This is a genomic window from Streptomyces sp. NPDC005393 (assembly GCF_040606675.1).
Classification (GTDB): domain Bacteria; phylum Actinomycetota; class Actinomycetes; order Streptomycetales; family Streptomycetaceae; genus Streptomyces.
Window position 1 is genome coordinate 23668 of the sequence record NZ_JBEXFG010000033.1, and the last position, 17467, is coordinate 41134.

The following is a 17467-nucleotide window of genomic DNA, read 5'->3' on the forward strand; positions in this document are numbered from 1 at the left end:
TCCCTCCCGTCGAGCAAGCGCGCTCCCCCGCGCGTCAACCCTGGTGACACTACGACAACTTATGGCACGCAGCTACCGGTGCAAACCGAGCGTCAGCGAATGTCTCAGTGGGCGGCCGACTCCCAGTCAGGACCGACGCCGACCGACACATCCAGCCGGGCACGCAGCTCGAAGGCGTCCGCCATCTCGCGGCGCACCAGCTCCTCGACCCGCTCCCGCTCGCCCGGGGCGATCTCCAGCACGATTTCGTCGTGCACCTGGAGCAGTATCCGCGACGACAGTTTCTCCCGCGTCAACGCCGCGTCCACCTTCAGCATCGCGATCTTCACGATATCGGCGGCGGTGCCCTGGATCGGGGCGTTGAGCGCCATCCGCTCCGCCATCTCGCGGCGCTGGCGGTTGTCGCTGTTCAGGTCCGGGAGATAGCGGCGGCGGCCGAGCATGGTCTCCGTATAGCCGGTGGCGCGCGCCTCCTCCACGACCCGCTGGAGATAGTCGCGCACCCCGCCGAACCGCTCGAAGAAGTTCTCCATCAGCCGGCGCGCCTCATCGGGGGTGATGCCCAGCTGCTGGGAGAGGCCGAACGCCGAAAGCCCATACGCCAGTCCGTACGACATCGCCTTGATCTTGCGGCGCATCTCCGGGTCGACCTCGGACTTGGCGACGCCGAAGACCTGGGAGGCGACCGTGGTGTGCAGGTCCTCACCGGAGGTGAACGCCTCGATCAGCCCCTCGTCCTCCGAGAGATGGGCCATCACGCGCAGCTCGATCTGGCTGTAGTCGGCGGTCATCAGCGACTCGAAGCCCTCGCCGACCACGAAGCCGCGCCGGATCGCCCGGCCCTCGTCCGTGCGCACCGGGATGTTCTGCAGGTTGGGGTCCGTGGAGGACAGCCGGCCGGTGGCCGCCACCGTCTGGTTGAAGGTGGTGTGGATGCGGCCGCCGGGGGCGATCGTCTTGATCAGCCCCTCCACGGTGGAGCGCAGCCGGGCCTGCTCACGGTGGCGCAGCATGATCACCGGGAGCTCGTGGTCGGTCTGCGCGGCCAGCCAGGCGAGCGCGTCGGCGTCCGTGGTGTACCCGGTCTTGGTCTTCTTGGTCTTCGGCAGGCCCAGCTCGCCGAAGAGCACTTCCTGGAGCTGCTTGGGCGAGCCGAGGTTGAACTCATGGCCCACCGCGGCGTGCGCCTCCTTGACCGCCTGCTGGACGGCGCCCGCGAACTGCTGCTCCATGCGCTCCAGCCAGGCGCGGTCGGCGGCGATGCCCGAGCGCTCCATCCGGGCCAGCAGCTCGGAGGTGGGCAGCTCCACATCGTGCAGCAGCCCGGCCGCGCCCACGTCCTTCAGCCGGCCGCCGAACGCCTCGCCGAGGTCCACCACCGTCCGCGCCTTGATCATCAGGGCGTCCTGCTCGGCCTGCTCATCGGTGCCGAAGGCCAGCTGTCCGCTCTCCGCGGCAGCCGCCGGGGAGAGCTCGCGGCCCAGGTACTCGACCGACAGGGCGTCCAACTCGAAGGAGCGGCGGCCGGGCTTGACCAGATAGGCGGCGAGGGCGGTGTCCATGGTGACGCCCGCGACGGACCAGCCGTGCTCGGCGAAGACCCGCATGACGCCCTTGGCGTTGTGCATCACCTTGGGCCGGTCCGCGTCCGCGATCCAGGCGGCGAAGGCCCGCTCGTCGGCCTCGTCCAGCTGGGACGGGTCGAAGCAGGCGGCGGGCCCCTCGGCGGTGGCCAGCGCGATCTCGCTGACGCTGCCGCTGCCCAGGGCCCAGGCGTCGACGGTGGCCAGACCCAGCGGCGCGCCGCCATGGGTCTCCAGCCAGGGGGCGAGCTCGCCCGCGCCCAGCGGCACCCCGTCGACCTCGACACCGGGGCCCGGGGCCGCGGGCTCCTCCTCGGCCGCGCCCGGGTCGACGGCCATGATCCGGTCGCGGAAGTTCTGATGGCGGAACTCCAGGGCGTCGAGGATCACCGACAGTGATTCCCTGTTGTACGGAGCGCGCTTGAGCCCCTCGGGGCCGGTGCCCAGCTCCACGTCCCGCACCAGCTCGGTCAGCTGCCGGTTGAGCTTGACGGCTTCCAGATGGTCGCGGAGCTTCTCCCCGACCTTCCCCTTGACCTCGTCGACCCGCTCCACCAGCTCCTGGAACGACCCGAACTGATTGATCCACTTCGCGGCGGTCTTCTCGCCGACGCCCGGAATGCCGGGGAGGTTGTCCGACGGGTCGCCGCGCAGCGCCGCGAAGTCGGGGTACTGGCGCGGGGTGAGACCGTACTTCTCCTGGACCTTCTCGGGGGTGAACCGGGTCAGCTCGGAGACGCCCTTGGTCGGGTAGAGCACCGTGACATGGTCGCTGACCAGCTGGAACGAATCCCGGTCGCCGGTGACGATCAGCACCTCGAACCCCTCGGCCTCGGCCTGGGTGGCGAGGGTGGCGATGACGTCGTCCGCCTCGAAGCCGTCCACCGCGAAGCGGGTGATGTTCATCGAGTCGAGCAGCTCGCCGATCAGCTCGACCTGGCCCTTGAACTCATCCGGGGACTTGGAGCGGTTCGCCTTGTACTCCGTGAACTGCTCGGAGCGCCAGGTCTTGCGCGAGACGTCGAACGCCACGGCCAGGTGCGTGGGCCGCTCATCACGGAGCGTGTTCGCCAGCATCGAGGTGAAGCCGTAGATCGCATTGGTGGTCTGGCCGGTGGTCGTGTTGAAATTCTCCGCCGGCAGCGCGAAGAACGCCCGGTATGCCAGGGAATGCCCGTCCAGCAGGAGCAGGCGGGGACGGTCCTCCCCCGTACGGTCGGGCGCGGGCGCTGCGGTCTTCTTCGATGCTTTCTCTGCCACGTCACCGATCCTGCCACGCCCCACCGACAATGCTCCCGCCTCCACCGCCCGGACCCCGCCCCGACCGGGGCCGCGGCCCCGGACGTCAGTGGCCCATGACAGGATCGGACTGAGCAGAACCATGTACAGGTCACGCAGCGCCCGAGCCCCAGGGAGAGCGACATGGCAGCCAAGCCACCCGCAGGCGACCCCGTCCAGGACGCGCCCGAGGTCGCGCCCCCGCAGCACGCCGCCGCCGGGCTGCCCGCCGTCGGACATTCCCTGCGCATCGCCCAGCAGCAGATGGGGGTCCGCCGCACCGCGCTCACCCTCCTGCGGGTCAACCAGAAGAACGGCTTCGACTGTCCGGGGTGCGCCTGGCCCGAGCCGGACAAGCGGCACACGGCCGAGTTCTGTGAGAACGGGGCGAAGGCCGTCGCCGAGGAGGCGACGCTGCGCCGCGTCACCCCCGCATTCTTCGCCGCCCACCCGGTGGCCGACCTCGCCACCCGCAGTGGGTACTGGCTCGGCCAGCAGGGCCGGCTGACCGAGCCCATGTACCTGGCCGACGGCGCCGAGGCCTACGAGCCGGTCTCCTGGGAGCGCGCCTTCGACATCATCGCCGACGAGCTGGGCGCCCTCGGCTCCCCCGACGAGGCCGTCTTCTACACCTCGGGCCGCACCAGCAACGAGGCCGCCTTCCTCTACCAGCTCTTCGCCCGCGAATTCGGCACCAACAACCTGCCCGACTGCTCCAACATGTGCCATGAGTCCTCGGGCTCGGCGCTCACCGAGACCCTCGGCGTCGGCAAGGGCAGTGTGCTGCTGGAGGACCTCTACAAGTCCGACCTGATCATCGTGGCCGGGCAGAACCCGGGCACCAACCATCCGCGCATGCTCTCCGCCCTGGAGAAGGCCAAGGCCAACGGCGCGAAGATCATCTCCATCAATCCGCTGCCCGAGGCGGGTCTGGAGCGGTTCAAGAACCCGCAGAACGCGCGCGGCATCGCCGGCGGCGGCACCGCGCTCACCGATCTCTTCCTGCAGATCCGGCTCGGCGGCGACCAGGCCCTCTTCCGCGTCCTCAACAAGCTGATCCTCGAAGCGTCCGATGACGCCTCCGGCGCGGGTGAGGGCGCCGTCGACGAGGAGTTCGTCCGCGAGCACACCCATGGCTTCGAGGAGTTCGCCGCCGCGGCCCGCGCCGCCGACTGGGACGAGACGCTGCGCGCCACCGGTCTGGAGCGGGCCGACATCGACCGCGCGCTGCGCATGGTCCTCGCCTCCCAGCGCACCATCGTCTGCTGGGCGATGGGCCTGACCCAGCACAAGCACTCGGTGCCCACCATCCGGGAGATCGTCAACTTCCTGCTGCTGCGCGGCAACATCGGCCGCCCCGGCGCCGGGGTGTGCCCGGTGCGCGGCCACAGCAATGTGCAGGGCGACCGCACCATGGGCATCTTCGAGCGCCCCGCCCCGGCCTTCCTGGACGCCCTGGAGCGGGAGTTCGGCTTCGCCCCGCCGCGCGAACACGGCTTCGACGTCGTCCGGGCCATCCGCGCCCTGCGCGACGGGCAGGCGAAGGTCTTCTTCGCCATGGGCGGAAACTTCGTCGCGGCCTCCCCCGACACCGAGGTGACCGAGTCCGCGATGCGCTCCGCGCGGCTGACCGTCCACGTCTCCACCAAGCTCAACCGCTCGCATGCGGTCACCGGCGCCCGCGCGCTGATCCTGCCCGCCCTCGGCCGCACCGAGCGGGATCTGCAGTCCGGCGGCCCGCAGTTCGTCACCGTCGAGGACTCCATGGGCATGGTGCACGCCTCGCGCGGGCGGCTGGAGCCCGCGAGCCCGCGGCTGCTCTCCGAGCCGGCCATCGTCTGCCGGCTCGCCCGCCGGGTGCTCGGCCCCGAAAGCCGCACCCCCTGGGAGGAGTTCGAGAAGGACTACGCGACGATCCGCGACCGCATCGCGGCTGTCATCCCCGGCTTCGAGGACTTCAACGCCCGGGTCGGCGACCCGTCCGGCTTCGCCCTGCCGCACGCCCCGCGCGACAGCCGCAGCTTCCCCACCGCCACCGGCAAGGCCAACTTCACCGCCGCCCCCGTCGAGTACCCGACGGTGCCCGAGGGCCGGCTGCTGCTGCAGACCCTCCGCTCCCACGACCAGTACAACACCACCATCTACGGCCTGGACGACCGCTACCGCGGCATCAAGAACGGCCGCCGGGTGGTGCTGGTGCACCCCGAGGACGCCCGCGAGCTCGGGCTCGCCGACGGCTCGTACGCCGATCTGGTCAGCGAGTGGACGGACGGCACCGAGCGGCGCGCCACCGGCTTCCGGGTGATCCACTACCCGACCGCGCGCGGCTGCGCCGCCTCGTACTACCCGGAGACCAATGTGCTGGTTCCGCTGGACGCCACCGCCGACACCAGCAACACCCCGGCCAGCAAGTCCGTGGTGGTCCGGCTGGAACAAAAGCACCCCGCCTAAGCGTTCGCTCAGTGACCTGATAAGAAGGTGGCCACCACAAGCAACCGATCGGAGCCGGTCCTCATGGGCGAGCAGACCAGCGTGAAGTTCCCGCAAGAGGTCCTCGACGAATACGCGGCGCTCGGCGTCGACCTTCCCGCGCTGTTCTCCGCCGGACATCTCGGCACCCGCATGGGGGTGCAGATCCTCGAAGCCTCCGCCGAGCGGGTCGTGGGCACCATGCCCGTGGAGGGCAACACCCAGCCGTACGGACTGCTGCACGGCGGCGCCTCCGCCGTGCTGGCCGAGACCCTCGGCTCGGTCGGCTCGATGCTCCATGGCGGCAGCGGACGGATCGCGGTCGGCGTCGACCTCAACTGCACCCACCACCGCGGCGTCCGCTCCGGCCTGGTCACCGGCGTCGCCACCCCCGTCCACCGGGGCCGCTCCACCGCCACCTACGAGATCGTCATCAGCGACGAACAGGACCGGCGGGTGTGCACCGCCCGGCTGACCTGTCTGCTGCGCGAGGTGGACGAGTCCGGCCGGTCCAGGACCGTCGCCGACATCACCGAGGCCAAGGAGCGCGCCGGGCGGTAACGCCCGGCGCGGCGGACGGCCGCCGCGCGCTCTGAATCGAGGCCGCCCGCCGCGCCGGCGTTTCCCCACCCGAGCGGGCGGCCCGCGCACGGCCGTTGTCTCCCCCGACGGCCGGGCCTACCGTTTCTCCATGAGGGCATCGACCCGCACCGGCTCATGGCCCACGGCCGTCTGCGCACTCGTCCTTGCGGCTGCCGTGACCGGATGTGGCGGATCCGGTGCCGGCCCCGGCCCCGGTCCCGAAAGCCCGTCCCCCCAGCCCTCTTCACCCGTGCGGCTGTGCGTCGACCTGATCTCCTACTGGGCCGAGCAGGATCTGATCGGCGGCCGGTGGGCCGGGCTGGACTGGGAGCAGAAGGGGCTCTCCAACCAGCAGTACGAGATCTACGACGCCATCGTGCGCGCCGCCCGCGCCGAGCGGAAGCGGCATGGCACCGAGGCCGCCAGGGAACTGATCGCGCGTCGGTCCGAGGCGCGCTGCGCGGCCGAGAACGGCGCGACCCGCAGCTCCGAGAACTGGCGCCCGCCGGCATAGCGCCTCCCCCAGCCGGCATCAGGCATCACCCCCAGCCCCGGTGCGGCGCCGAGCCCCCGGCCGCCCTTCGTAACACTCCGTAACACCCACGCAATACAGGGCCGGGCGCTTCCCCTCGGCGGCAGCCACACATGGGATCTTTCCGCGTCCGCGTGAGCATGCCTCTCCGCACTTCACCCGCCAGTTCCTCACACTCCTTAGCGGAACTGCAGCTTCTCACCATCCGGACCTCATGATTAGACCGGATACACACTATTCGTCCCTTACGTTCCACTACACGGACACCCCAAAGTGACGCGCGCCATAACAAGACAGTCACATCATGGCCTGCACCTCTGCCCCCCGCAGCGCCCCACGCTTAGAGTCACAGCCAGTCACGACCGCGTCGGGTGTACGCCGCACCTGCACGTCAGTTCCAGGTCCATCCGGCGAGGACACGGCACCCCAAGACAGGGGCGCCTGGCCAGGGAAAGGATTCCTCGTGCGACACCGTTCCTTGCTTCTCATGACGACCGCGATCACTGCGGGAGCGCTCACCCTCAGCGCATGTGGGTCGCGCGACAACAAAGACGACAGTGGCGGCAAGGACAAGAAGACGACCGTCGTCATCGGGGTCGACGCCCCGCTGACCGGCTCGCTGTCCGCTCTCGGCCAGGGCATCAAGAACTCCGTCGACCTCGCGACGAAGATAGCCAACAAGAACAACGAGGTACCCGGCGTCACCTTCAAGATCAAGGCCTATGACGACCAGGCGGTGCCGTCCTCCGGCAAGCAGAACGCCACCTCGATGGTCGACGAGGAGGACATCCTCGGCATGGTCGGGCCGCTGAACTCGGGCGTCGCCCAGTCCATGCAGGGCGTCTTCAACAAGGCCGACCTCGCCCAGGTCTCGCCCGCCAACACCAACCCGGCGCTGAGCCAGGGCGACAAGTGGGCCTCCGGCAAGAAGGCACGCCCCTTCAAGACCTACTTCCGCACCTCGACCACCGACGTCATCCAGGGCCGGTTCGCCGCGCAGTACTACTACAAGGACGCGAAGAAGCGGAAGGTCTTCGTCGTCGACGACAAGCAGACCTACGGCGCCGGCCTCGCCACGATCTTCGCCCAGGAGTTCAAGCGTCTGGGCGGCAAGGTGGTCGGCACCGACCACCTCACCGTCAAGGAGACCGACTTCTCCGGCATCTCCAACAAGGTCAAGTCCACCGGCGCCGACTCCGTCTACTTCGGCGGCCAGTACCCCGAGGGCGGTCTCCTGTCCGACCAGGTCAAGCAGGCCGGCGCACAGGTCCCGGTGATGGGCGGCGACGGCATCTACGACCCGGCCTTCATCAAGGCCTCGGGCACCAAGAACGACGGCGACTTCGCCACCTCCGTCGGCTACCCGGTCGAGCAACTCGACTCCGCCAAGACGTTCGTGAAGAACTACCAGGCGCAGGGCTACAAGGACCCGTACGCGGCCTACGGCGGCTACTCCTACGACGCCGGCTGGGCCATCGTCCAGGCCGTCAAGTCCGTCGCGGCCGACAACGACGGCAAGCTCCCCGACGACGCCCGCGCCAAGATCACCGAGGCGCTCGCCAAGGTCTCCTTCGACGGTGTGACCGGCAAGGTCTCCTTCGACCAGTACGGCGACACCACCAACAAGCAGCTGACCGTCTACGAGGTCAAGAACGGCGCCTGGAAGGCCGTGAAGAGCGAGACCTTCAAGGACTGACCCCGGCCCCGCCCCTCACTCTCACGAAACGAGACCGCGCGAGGGCGCACACCAGCGCCCTCGCGCGGCGTCATATCCGACACGCTCATCGGAGGCCCTGCGGTGCACGAACTGCCGCAAACGCTGGTCAACGGCCTGACCCTCGGCGCCCTCTACGGCTTGATCGCCATCGGGTACACCATGGTCTACGGCATCGTCCAGCTCATCAACTTCGCCCATGGCGAGATCTTCATGATCGGGGGCTTCGGGGCCCTCACCGTCTACCTCTGGCTCCCCAGCGGTACCGCGCTCTCCCTGGCCCTCCCCCTGATGCTCATCGGCGGCATCGTCGCCTCGGTGGGCATCGCCACGGCCGCCGAGCGCTTCGCCTACCGGCCCCTGCGCGGCGGCCCCCGGCTCGCCCCCCTGATCACCGCGATCGGTCTGTCCATCGCACTGCAGCAGGCCGTCTGGGCGTTCTACCCGGACGCCAAGAAGGCGCGCAGCTTCCCCCAGTTCGAGGGCAAGTCGTTCGAGATCTTCAGCAATCTGCACATCCAGCGCGGCGACGCGTTCCTCCTCATAGCCGCCCCGCTGTGCATGCTCGCCCTGGGACTGTTCGTCTCCAAGAGCCGCGCCGGCCGCGCCATGCAGGCGACCGCACAGGACCCCGACACCGCCAAGCTCATGGGCATCAACACCGACCGCATCATCGTGATGGCCTTTGCCATCGGCGGTGCGTTCGCCGCCGTCGCCGCCCTCTCCCACGGGCTCAAATACGGTCAGATCAACTTCGAGATGGGCTTCATCGCCGGCCTCAAGGCCTTCACCGCCGCCGTCCTCGGCGGCATCGGGAACATCTACGGCGCCATGCTCGGCGGCGTCGTCCTCGGCGTCGCCGAGGCCCTGGCCATCAAGTACATCCAGGACATCCCCGGCATGGACCAGCTCGGCGGCGGGGCCTGGAAGGACGTATGGGCCTTCACCCTGCTCATCGTCGTCCTGCTGGTCAGGCCCCAGGGCCTGCTCGGCGAACGCGTAGCGGACCGGGCGTGAGGAAGTGAACCGATGACCAACGACAAGACCCAGAGCGCCGGCGAGGGCACCGTCGAGGCCGGCGTCACCGCCTCGCGCACCACCCTGCTCCGCGCCCTCACCGCGGCCGGCGGCGTCGCCGCCGTGGTCTCCACCTTCCTCGCCTGGACCTGGACAGCCGAGTTCCCCGGCGATCTGACCGTATACGGCTACCCCGGCGGACTACAGCTCCTCACCCTCGTCCTGGGTGCGGCCACCGCCCTCTTCGCCCTCGCCGCCCTGGACATCCGCGGCCTGCGCTGGCTCACCCCCGCGGGCTCCACCGTGGCCCTGCGGCTGCTGGCCCTCGGCACCTTCGCCGTCACCTGGTTCACCGTCATCGCCATCGCCGTCGACCTCGACGGACTGGTCAACCTGGAGCCGGGCGGCTGGGTCGCCGCCCTCGTCACCGCGGCGCCGGTCGCCACCACATTTCTGCTCCCTGACGACACCCGGCCCATCCGCCGCCCCCAGGAGCTCCCCTCCTGGGCCCATATCCTGATCATCGCGGCGGTCTTCGCCCTCGGGCTCTACGTCGTCAACTACGGCATCCAGACGGACGCGGACCACCCGGAGCCGTTCATCGGCTACCTCATCAGCGTCTGCTTCGCCGCGACCGCCCTCACCAAGGCGGGCCTCATCGCCCGGGTCAGCGGACTCACCGCCGCCTACCGCTCCACCACCCTGATCGCGGCCCTGCTCACCGCGCTGGTCTTCCCCTTTGTGCAGGACAAGTCCAGCTACACCGAACTGGGGGTGACCATCGCCATCTTCGCGACCGTCGCCCTCGGCCTGAACATCGTCGTCGGCCTCGCGGGCCTCCTCGACCTCGGCTATGTCGCCTTCCTCGGCGTCGGCGCCTACACCGCCGCCCTGGTCTCCGGATCCACCGCCTCCACCCTCGACGTGAAGTTCCCCTTCTGGGCCGCCGTGATCGCCGGAGCCGTGGTCTCCCTGATCTTCGGCGTCCTCATCGGTGCCCCCACCCTGCGGCTGCGCGGCGACTATCTCGCCATCGTCACCCTGGGCTTCGGAGAGATCTTCCGGATCGCCGTCAGCAACCTCGACGGCACCTCCGGACCCTCCGTCACCAACGGCCCCAACGGCATCCCCAACATTCCGCCGCTGGAGATCTTCGGCTTCAACTTCGACGACGACCACAGCTTCGCCGGACTCTCGCTCGACTCCAACGGCAACTACTACCTGCTGATGCTGCTGGTCACGATCCTGGTCGTGCTCGTCTTCAGCCGTGCCGGCAACTCCCGCATCGGCCGCGCCTGGGTCGCCATCCGCGAGGACGAGACCGCCGCCACCGCCATGGGCATCAACGGCTTCCGCGTCAAGCTCATCGCCTTCGCCCTCGGCGCCACACTCGCCGGAGTCGCCGGAACCGTATGGGCCCACGTCCAGAGCACCGTCGTCCCCGAGCAGTACGTCTTCGCCGGATCGGTCCCGCCGAACTCCACCTTCCTGCTCGCCGCCGTCATCCTCGGCGGCATGGGCACCATCGGCGGCCCGCTGCTGGGCGCCACGCTGCTCTTCCTCATCCCGAAGAAGCTGGAATTCCTCCAGGACTACCAGCTGCTGGCCTTCGGCGTCGCGCTCATCCTGCTGATGCGCTTCCGCCCCGAGGGGATCATCCCCAACCGGCGGCAGCAGCTCGAATACCACGAGACCGGCCAGCTCGACGTCCCCGACGACACCCGGCTCCAGGACAGCACCGTCGGCGTCACCAAGGCGGAGGCGTGACAGACATGACCACCACCAAGACCTCCCCCGTACTCACCGCCACCGGCGTCACCATGCGCTTCGGCGGACTCACAGCCGTAAGCTCCGTCGACCTCGACGTCCACCCCGGCGAGATCGTCGGCCTCATCGGCCCCAACGGCGCGGGCAAGACCACCTTCTTCAACTGCCTCACCGGGCTGTACGTCCCCACCGAGGGCAGCGTCTCCTACCAAGGCTCCGTCCTGCCGCCCAAACCCCATCTGGTCACCCAGGCAGGCGTCGCCCGCACCTTCCAGAACATCCGGCTCTTCGCCAATATGACGGTGCTGGAGAACGTCCTCGTCGGCCGCCACACCCGCACCAAGGAAGGCCTGTGGTCGGCCCTCCTGCGCGGCCCCGGCTTCAAACGCGCCGAAGCCGCCTCCAAGGCGCGCGCCATGGAACTCCTGGAATTCACCGGCCTCGCCGACAAGGCCGACCACCTCTCCCGCAACCTCCCCTACGGCGAACAGCGCAAGCTGGAGATCGCACGCGCCCTGGCCAGCGACCCCGGACTGCTGCTCCTCGACGAACCCACCGCCGGAATGAACCCCCAGGAGACCCGGGCCACCGAAGAACTCGTCTTCGCCATCCGGGACATGGGCACCGCCGTGCTCGTCATCGAGCACGACATGCGCTTCATCTTCAACCTCTGCGACCGGGTCGCCGTGCTCGTCCAGGGCCAGAAGCTCGTCGAGGGCACCTCGGACGTCGTCCAGAGCGACGAACGCGTCATCGCCGCCTACCTCGGCACCCCCTTCGAGGGCGATCCGGGCGAGGCGGAGGCGGCGGCGGTCCAGGCGGCGGAAGCAGGCGCGTCCGAGACGGCCGAGACGGCCGGCGTCGCCGGCACCGACGCCGACACCGACACCGACGCCGACGCCCAGACGAGCACCACAGCACGTACGGAGGACGAACAGTGACCGCACTGCTCGAGGTCGAGGACCTGCGGGTCGCCTACGGCAAGATCGAAGCCGTCAAGGGCATCTCCTTCAGCGTCGAGGCCGGCCAGGTCGTCACCCTCATCGGCACCAACGGCGCGGGCAAGACGACCACCCTGCGCACCCTGTCCGGCCTCCTGGAACCCCTCGGCGGCTCCATCCGCTTCGACGGCAAACCCCTCAAGGACATCCCCGCCCACAAGATCGTCGCCCTGGGCCTGGCCCACTCACCCGAGGGACGGCATATCTTCCCCCGGCTGACGATCGCCGAGAACCTCCAGCTCGGAGCGTTTCTCCGCAAGGACGCCGACGGAATCGCCGCCGACATCCAAAAGGCCTACGACCTCTTCCCCATCCTCGGCGAACGCCGCTCCCAAGCCGCCGGCACCCTCTCCGGCGGCGAACAGCAGATGCTCGCCATGGGCCGCGCCCTGATGTCCCGCCCCAAACTGCTGATGCTCGACGAGCCCTCCATGGGCCTCTCACCGATCATGATGCAGAAGATCATGCAGACCATCGCCGAACTCAAGGCCGAGGGCACCACCATCCTCCTGGTCGAACAGAACGCCCAGGCCGCCCTGTCCCTGGCCGACCAGGGGCATGTGATGGAGATCGGCAAGATCGTGCTGTCGGGCACAGGTGAGGCGCTACTGCACGACGAGTCGGTGCGCAAGGCCTACCTCGGCGAGGACTGACCGTTCCCGCACGCGGAAAGGCCCGCACCGCCGTCCGGCGGTGCGGGCCTCCGCGTGCGTGTACGTCTACTGGTCCTTCCCGGCCTTCTTCTCCGCCGCGTCCTCGATCACGGCCTCGGCCACCTGCTGCATCGACAGCCGGCGGTCCATCGAGGTCTTCTGGATCCAGCGGAAGGCGGCCGGCTCGGTCAGCCCGTACTGCGTCTGCAGGATGCTCTTCGCGCGATCGACCAGCTTGCGGGTCTCCAGGCGCTGGGAGAGGTCGGCGACCTCCTGCTCCAGCGTCTTCAGCTCGGTGAAGCGGGAGACGGCCATCTCGATGGCCGGCACCACGTCGCTCTTGCTGAACGGCTTCACCAGATACGCCATCGCCCCGGCGTCCCGGGCCCGCTCGACCAGCTCGCGCTGGGAGAAGGCGGTGAGCATGAGGACGGGGGCGATGCGCTCGGCGGCGATACGCTCGGCGGCGGAGATGCCGTCGAGGACCGGCATCTTCACATCGAGGATGACGAGGTCGGGGCGGTGCTCCTGAGCGAGCGCGACGGCCGTCTCGCCGTCGCCCGCCTCGCCGACGACGGAATACCCCTCCTCTTCGAGCATCTCCTTGAGGTCAAGGCGGATGAGGGCCTCGTCCTCGGCGATGACGACGCGGGTTGTCTGCGGCGGGACGTGCGACTGCGCGTCGGGGGCGTCAGCGGTGCTCACTGTGCTCCTCGTTTCCTGACAGGTGGGGCATCATGAGCCTACCTAGCTCCACACAGGCGGGAGACACACGGTATGCTCCTGTCGGGGTTTCCAGCCGGGTTGATGGAATCGGCAGACATGATCGCCTCAAAAGCGATTGCCCGAAAGGGCGTGCGGGTTCAAGTCCCGCACCCGGCACCTTCTCGTCGCCGCCCAAAGCGGACTCTCACGTTCTCGTGAACCTTAGCCGGTTGGGCCCTGCAATCGAACTTCGTAGCGCAGGGTTAGCACATGTACACACATGGCACTGGTGTGCGACAGAAAGCACTCGCCCTGCTCCGTTCCGGAGTCAAGAACGCCGAGGTCTCCCAGAGGCTCGGCGTGCCCGTAGGGACCGTCGGCTACTGGCTCCACCTCGATCGCGCCAAGCAGGGCGCACTCCCCGGCAGATCCCACCGACCTTGCCCACGCTGCGACGGCCGCGAACTCGATCATGCGGCCTACGCCTACTTACTGGGCCTGTATCTCGGCGACGGACACATCATCCAGTACTCCCAGCATCGCGCGCCGAGCCTCATGATCGCCTGTGCCGAAGCATGGCCGGGGTTGATGGACGCATGCCACACAGCGATGCAAGCCGTCTTCCCGGACAACTCCGTTTGCCGGGTGCGCAGGACTGGCTGCCGTAACGTGAAGGTCTACTCCCAGCACCTGGGGTGCCTGTTCCCCCAACACGGGCCTGGAAAGAAGCACGACCGGACGATCGCCCTGGAACCGTGGCAGCAGGCGATCGTGGACGCCCACCCCTGGGAGTTCATCCGCGGGTTATTCCACTCCGACGGCTGTCGGATCACCAACTGGACGACCCGGCTCGTCGCAGGCGAACGCAAGCGCTACGAATACCCCCGGTACTTCTTCACCAACAAGTCCGACGACATCCGCAAGCTCTGCTCCGACACCCTCACCAAGGTCGGCGTCGAATGGACGACCCTCGCGCGCGGCAGCGATCCGTTCAATATCTCCGTCGCCCGCCGCCCCTCCGTCGCCCTCATGGACGCCCACGTCGGGCCGAAGTACTGAGGAGGCGAACCCCGCACTCCGGCCCAGCGAGGGCTACCGCAGGTCGTCGGCGCCGATGTGGTGGACGCGGACCAGGTTGGTGGAGCCGGAGACGCCGGGTGGGGAGCCGGCGGTGATGATGACGAGGTCGCCCTTCTGGCAGCGGCCGAGCCGCAGCAGCTCCTCGTCGACCTGCGCCACCATCTCGTCCGTGGAGTCGACCTTCGGGCCGAGGAAGGTCTCGACGCCCCAGGTCAGATTGAGCTGGGAGCGGGTGCCCGGCTCCGGGGTGAAGGCGAGGAGCGGGATCGGGGAGCGGTAGCGGGAGAGGCGGCGGACGGTGTCGCCGGACTGGGTGAAGGCGACCAGGAACTTGGCGCCGAGGAAGTCGCCCATCTCGGCCGCCGCGCGGGCGACCGCGCCGCCCTGGGTACGGGGCTTGCTGCGCTCGGTGAGCGGGCGGAGGCCCTTGGCGAGGATATCCTCCTCGGCGGCGGTGACGATGCGGCCCATGGTCTTCACCGTGGCGATCGGGTACTTTCCGACGCTGGTCTCGCCGGAGAGCATCACCGCGTCCGTGCCGTCGATGACCGCGTTGGCGACGTCGGACGCCTCGGCGCGGGTGGGGCGGGAGTTGTCGATCATCGAGTCGAGCATCTGGGTCGCGACGATCACCGGCTTGGCGTTCCGCTTCGCCAGCTTGATCGCGCGCTTCTGGACGATCGGCACCTGCTCCAGCGGCATTTCGACGCCGAGGTCGCCGCGCGCGACCATGATGCCGTCGACGGCGTCGACGATCCCTTCCAGGTTCTCGACCGCCTGCGGCTTCTCGACCTTGGCGATGACGGGGAGCCGGCAGTCCTCCTCGACCATCACGCGGTGGACGTCCACGACGTCGTTGCCGTTGCGGACGAAGGAGAGGGCGATGATGTCGGCGCCGGTGCGCAGCGCCCAGCGCAGGTCCTCGATGTCCTTCCTGGAGAGCGCGGGGACCGAGACGGCGACGCCGGGCAGGTTGAGGCCCTTGTGGTCGGAGACCATGCCGCCCTCGATGACGATGGTGTGCACCCGCGGTCCGTCGACGTCGACGACCTCGAGGGTGACCCGGCCGTCGTCGACGAGGATGCGCTCGCCCTTGCTGACGTCGGAGGCCAGCCCCTCGTACGTGGTGCCGCAGCGGAACCGGTCGCCCTCGATCGGCTCGACGGTGATGGTGAACTCGTCTCCGCGTTCAAGGAGTACGGGCCCTTCGCGGAAGCGGCCGAGCCGAATCTTCGGACCTTGAAGGTCGGCGAGGATGCCGACGCTGCGACCGGTTTCCAGCGAGGCTTTGCGCACTCGCCGATAACGCTCCTCGTGCTCGGCGTAGGTGCCGTGGCTGAGGTTGAGGCGGGCCACGTCCATTCCGGCTTCGACGAGTGCTTTGATCTGCTCGTACGAGTCGGTCGCGGGTCCCAAAGTACAGACGATTTTTGCTCGGCGCATGTCGCCGAGCCTATGACTTACCGACGAGTAAAGAACCGAGAAGTGCGCACTCCCCCATGGCCTTTGGATGGCCGGTTGCCGACAACTAATGAAACGTGCGCACGGCCGCTCCGATGAGCGATGGAGGCGGTCGTTCACAGCTCCGGGCGGGTCATGGTGAAGCGCGCGTTGACGTGCGCGTATACGGTCTGGCGCTGCGGCTCCAGGTCCAGGGCCGGGGCGGCGTCCTCGGCGGAGGTCGCGTAGGCGGAGCGGCTGCGCGGGGAGGCCACCGCGACCGGCACCATCGGGCCCTGCTCCGCCTCGAGGTCGGCGAGCTCGACAAGGGCGACGAGCCGGGCGCCCAGCGCCCCGGCGTACTCGCGGGCGCGCTGCACCGCCTCCCGTACGGCCTGCCGGCGCGCCTCGCCGTGTGCGGGCGAGTCGGGGCGCAGCCCCCACCAGGGGCCGTCGATCCGGGTGAGCTCGAGGTCGGCGAGGCGGGTGGTGAGCTCGCCCAGCGCGGTGAAGTCGGTGAGGGCCGCGTCGATGTGCACGCGGCCGTGGTAGGCCCGTACGCGCTCGTGGCGGCCCTTGGCGAGCTCCGGGTGGACGGTGAAGGCGCCGGTCTCCAGCTTCTCGACCGCCTCGCCGTAGGACTTCACGAGATCGAGGACCTGGTTGTTGCGGCGGGTGAGGTCGTCGAGCGCGGCACGCCGGTCGGCGCCGCGTGCGCTGACGGTGATGCCGAGGCGGGCGATCTCGGGGTCGACTTCGAGGCGTGCCTCGCCGCGGACCGCGACGCGCGGGGTGTCGGGGGTGCCGTAGGGCACGGGGGCGGCGGGCGGCTGCGAGGGCTGTGAGGGCTGATCCATAGAGGGCTTCCCTGGGGTGTGGCGTACAGAGGCGTAGACGATGCGTATCACGCCGCGGCGCGGTCCCTCAGCCGGTTGACCATCCATCAGGACTGCCTGGGAGCAATCTGATCGAACCTGATGGGGGTGTTGCGAAACGGTACGGCCGCGCCAGAATCTACGCGCGTTGCGCCCGAATGGAGGGCCCGCGTACCGCAGGGGAGAAGAGATGCCGCTCAACCGTAGGACGTTCCTGGGCCGCTCGGCGGCGACGGGCGCGGGGGTCGCGCCGGCCGGAGCCGCCGCCCCGGCCGAGGCGCAGGGGCACCAGGCCCGGACCGGCATCGGAAGCGGTACGCCGTCACCGTCATGGGCACCACCGATCTGCACGGCAATGTCTTCAACCGGGACTACTTCACGGATGCCTCGTTCGACGACGCGGCGCACAATGACGTCGGCCTGGCGAAGATCTCGACGCTGGTGGACCGGATCCGCGAGGAGAAGGGCCGCCGCAATACGCTGCTGATCGACGCGGGCGACACCATCCAGGGCACCCAGCTGTCGTACTACTACGCCAAGGTGCCCGGTCACGGGTGCGAACGGCCCCGTGCACCCCATGGCCCAGGCGATGAACGCGATCGGCTATGACGCGGCGGCGCTCGGCAACCATGCGTTCAACTACGGCATTCCGGTGCTGCGGAAGTTCGAGGAGCAGTGCGACTTCCCGCTGCTGGGCGCGAACGCGCTGGACGCGAAGACGCTGCGGCCCCACGGGCGTCCGGTTCTTCGAGGCGGACGGCAGCGGCACGG

General features: G+C 69.1%; 13 protein-coding genes, 1 tRNA gene and 1 pseudogene. 11 read left to right on the forward strand and 4 right to left on the reverse strand.

What is annotated here, in order from left to right:
* Positions 1 to 104: 104 nt before the first annotated feature.
* Complete coding sequence (polA, locus tag ABZS71_RS24500) at positions 105 to 2843, reverse strand: DNA polymerase I (protein ID WP_356213600.1); 2739 nt, start codon at positions 2841 to 2843, stop codon at positions 105 to 107.
* A 162-nt stretch (positions 2844 to 3005) separates the two neighbouring features.
* Here polA and ABZS71_RS24505 point away from each other — a divergent pair, with 162 nt between their 5' ends.
* The 8 genes from ABZS71_RS24505 to ABZS71_RS24540 all read left to right on the forward strand — a co-directional run bounded on the left by ABZS71_RS24505 (position 3006) and on the right by ABZS71_RS24540 (position 12596).
* Positions 3006 to 5312: an FdhF/YdeP family oxidoreductase gene (locus ABZS71_RS24505; RefSeq protein WP_356213603.1), complete on the forward strand. Its 2307-nt coding sequence runs from the start codon at positions 3006 to 3008 to the stop codon at positions 5310 to 5312.
* Positions 5313 to 5375: 63 nt separating this feature from the next.
* Positions 5376 to 5891, forward strand: a complete 516-nt coding sequence (locus tag ABZS71_RS24510; protein ID WP_355857619.1) for a hotdog fold thioesterase — start codon at positions 5376 to 5378, stop codon at positions 5889 to 5891.
* Positions 5892 to 6021: 130 nt separating this feature from the next.
* Complete coding sequence (locus ABZS71_RS24515; RefSeq protein WP_355857616.1) at positions 6022 to 6426, forward strand: hypothetical protein; 405 nt, start codon at positions 6022 to 6024, stop codon at positions 6424 to 6426.
* A 481-nt stretch (positions 6427 to 6907) separates the two neighbouring features.
* On the forward strand, positions 6908 to 8140 hold the full coding sequence (locus tag ABZS71_RS24520; protein WP_355857613.1) for a branched-chain amino acid ABC transporter substrate-binding protein: 1233 nt from the start codon (positions 6908 to 6910) through the stop codon (positions 8138 to 8140).
* Positions 8141 to 8242: 102 nt separating this feature from the next.
* Positions 8243 to 9175 (forward strand): branched-chain amino acid ABC transporter permease, encoded by a 933-nt coding sequence (locus ABZS71_RS24525; RefSeq protein ID WP_355857610.1) that lies wholly within the window; start codon positions 8243 to 8245, stop codon positions 9173 to 9175.
* 12 nt (positions 9176 to 9187) lie between these two features.
* On the forward strand, positions 9188 to 10942 hold the full coding sequence (locus ABZS71_RS24530; RefSeq protein WP_356213606.1) for a branched-chain amino acid ABC transporter permease: 1755 nt from the start codon (positions 9188 to 9190) through the stop codon (positions 10940 to 10942).
* Between the two features lie 5 nt (positions 10943 to 10947).
* A complete protein-coding gene (locus ABZS71_RS24535; RefSeq protein WP_356213609.1) occupies positions 10948 to 11883 on the forward strand; it encodes an ABC transporter ATP-binding protein in 936 nt (311 codons plus the stop codon).
* Positions 11880 to 12596, forward strand: a complete 717-nt coding sequence (locus tag ABZS71_RS24540; RefSeq protein WP_355857601.1) for an ABC transporter ATP-binding protein — start codon at positions 11880 to 11882, stop codon at positions 12594 to 12596. Before ABZS71_RS24535 ends, ABZS71_RS24540 begins: the two co-directional genes overlap by 4 nt.
* 66 nt (positions 12597 to 12662) lie before the next feature.
* On the opposite strand, the gene ABZS71_RS24545 is transcribed toward ABZS71_RS24540, so the two are convergent.
* Complete coding sequence (locus ABZS71_RS24545; RefSeq protein ID WP_355857598.1) at positions 12663 to 13301, reverse strand: response regulator; 639 nt, start codon at positions 13299 to 13301, stop codon at positions 12663 to 12665.
* Between the two features lie 93 nt (positions 13302 to 13394).
* Between ABZS71_RS24545 and ABZS71_RS24550 the strand changes: the two genes are divergently transcribed.
* Positions 13395 to 13478 (forward strand) — tRNA-Leu (locus ABZS71_RS24550).
* A 93-nt stretch (positions 13479 to 13571) separates the two neighbouring features.
* Positions 13572 to 14360, forward strand: a complete 789-nt coding sequence (locus ABZS71_RS24555) for a helix-turn-helix domain-containing protein (protein ID WP_356213612.1) — start codon at positions 13572 to 13574, stop codon at positions 14358 to 14360.
* Between the two features lie 33 nt (positions 14361 to 14393).
* On the opposite strand, the gene pyk is transcribed toward ABZS71_RS24555, so the two are convergent.
* Complete coding sequence (gene pyk, locus ABZS71_RS24560) at positions 14394 to 15824, reverse strand: pyruvate kinase (protein ID WP_356213615.1); 1431 nt, start codon at positions 15822 to 15824, stop codon at positions 14394 to 14396.
* Positions 15825 to 15958: 134 nt separating this feature from the next.
* Positions 15959 to 16678 carry an SIMPL domain-containing protein gene (locus ABZS71_RS24565; protein ID WP_355857589.1) on the reverse strand — a complete coding sequence of 240 codons (720 nt, stop codon included), beginning with the start codon at positions 16676 to 16678 and terminating at the stop codon, positions 15959 to 15961.
* Positions 16679 to 16886: 208 nt separating this feature from the next.
* Between ABZS71_RS24565 and ABZS71_RS24570 the strand changes: the two are divergent.
* A pseudogene (locus tag ABZS71_RS24570) lies at positions 16887 to 17426 on the forward strand (twin-arginine translocation signal domain-containing protein); the annotation flags it as partial.
* Between the last annotated feature and the right edge of the window lie 41 nt (positions 17427 to 17467).

Excerpts from the sequence above, each read along its gene's own strand:
- ABZS71_RS24515 (WP_355857616.1), top strand. The coding sequence starts at position 6,022 with ATGAGGGCATCGACCCGCACCGGCTCATGGCCCACGGCCGTCTGCGCA.
- ABZS71_RS24535 (WP_356213609.1), top strand. The coding sequence starts at position 10,948 with ATGACCACCACCAAGACCTCCCCCGTACTCACCGCCACCGGCGTCACC.
- pyk (WP_356213615.1), bottom strand. The coding sequence starts at position 15,824 with ATGCGCCGAGCAAAAATCGTCTGTACTTTGGGACCCGCGACCGACTCG.
- ABZS71_RS24565 (WP_355857589.1), bottom strand. The coding sequence starts at position 16,678 with ATGGATCAGCCCTCACAGCCCTCGCAGCCGCCCGCCGCCCCCGTGCCC.
- ABZS71_RS24505 (WP_356213603.1), top strand. The coding sequence starts at position 3,006 with ATGGCAGCCAAGCCACCCGCAGGCGACCCCGTCCAGGACGCGCCCGAG.
- ABZS71_RS24555 (WP_356213612.1), top strand. The coding sequence starts at position 13,572 with ATGTACACACATGGCACTGGTGTGCGACAGAAAGCACTCGCCCTGCTC.
- ABZS71_RS24530 (WP_356213606.1), top strand. The coding sequence starts at position 9,188 with ATGACCAACGACAAGACCCAGAGCGCCGGCGAGGGCACCGTCGAGGCC.
- ABZS71_RS24510 (WP_355857619.1), top strand. The coding sequence starts at position 5,376 with ATGGGCGAGCAGACCAGCGTGAAGTTCCCGCAAGAGGTCCTCGACGAA.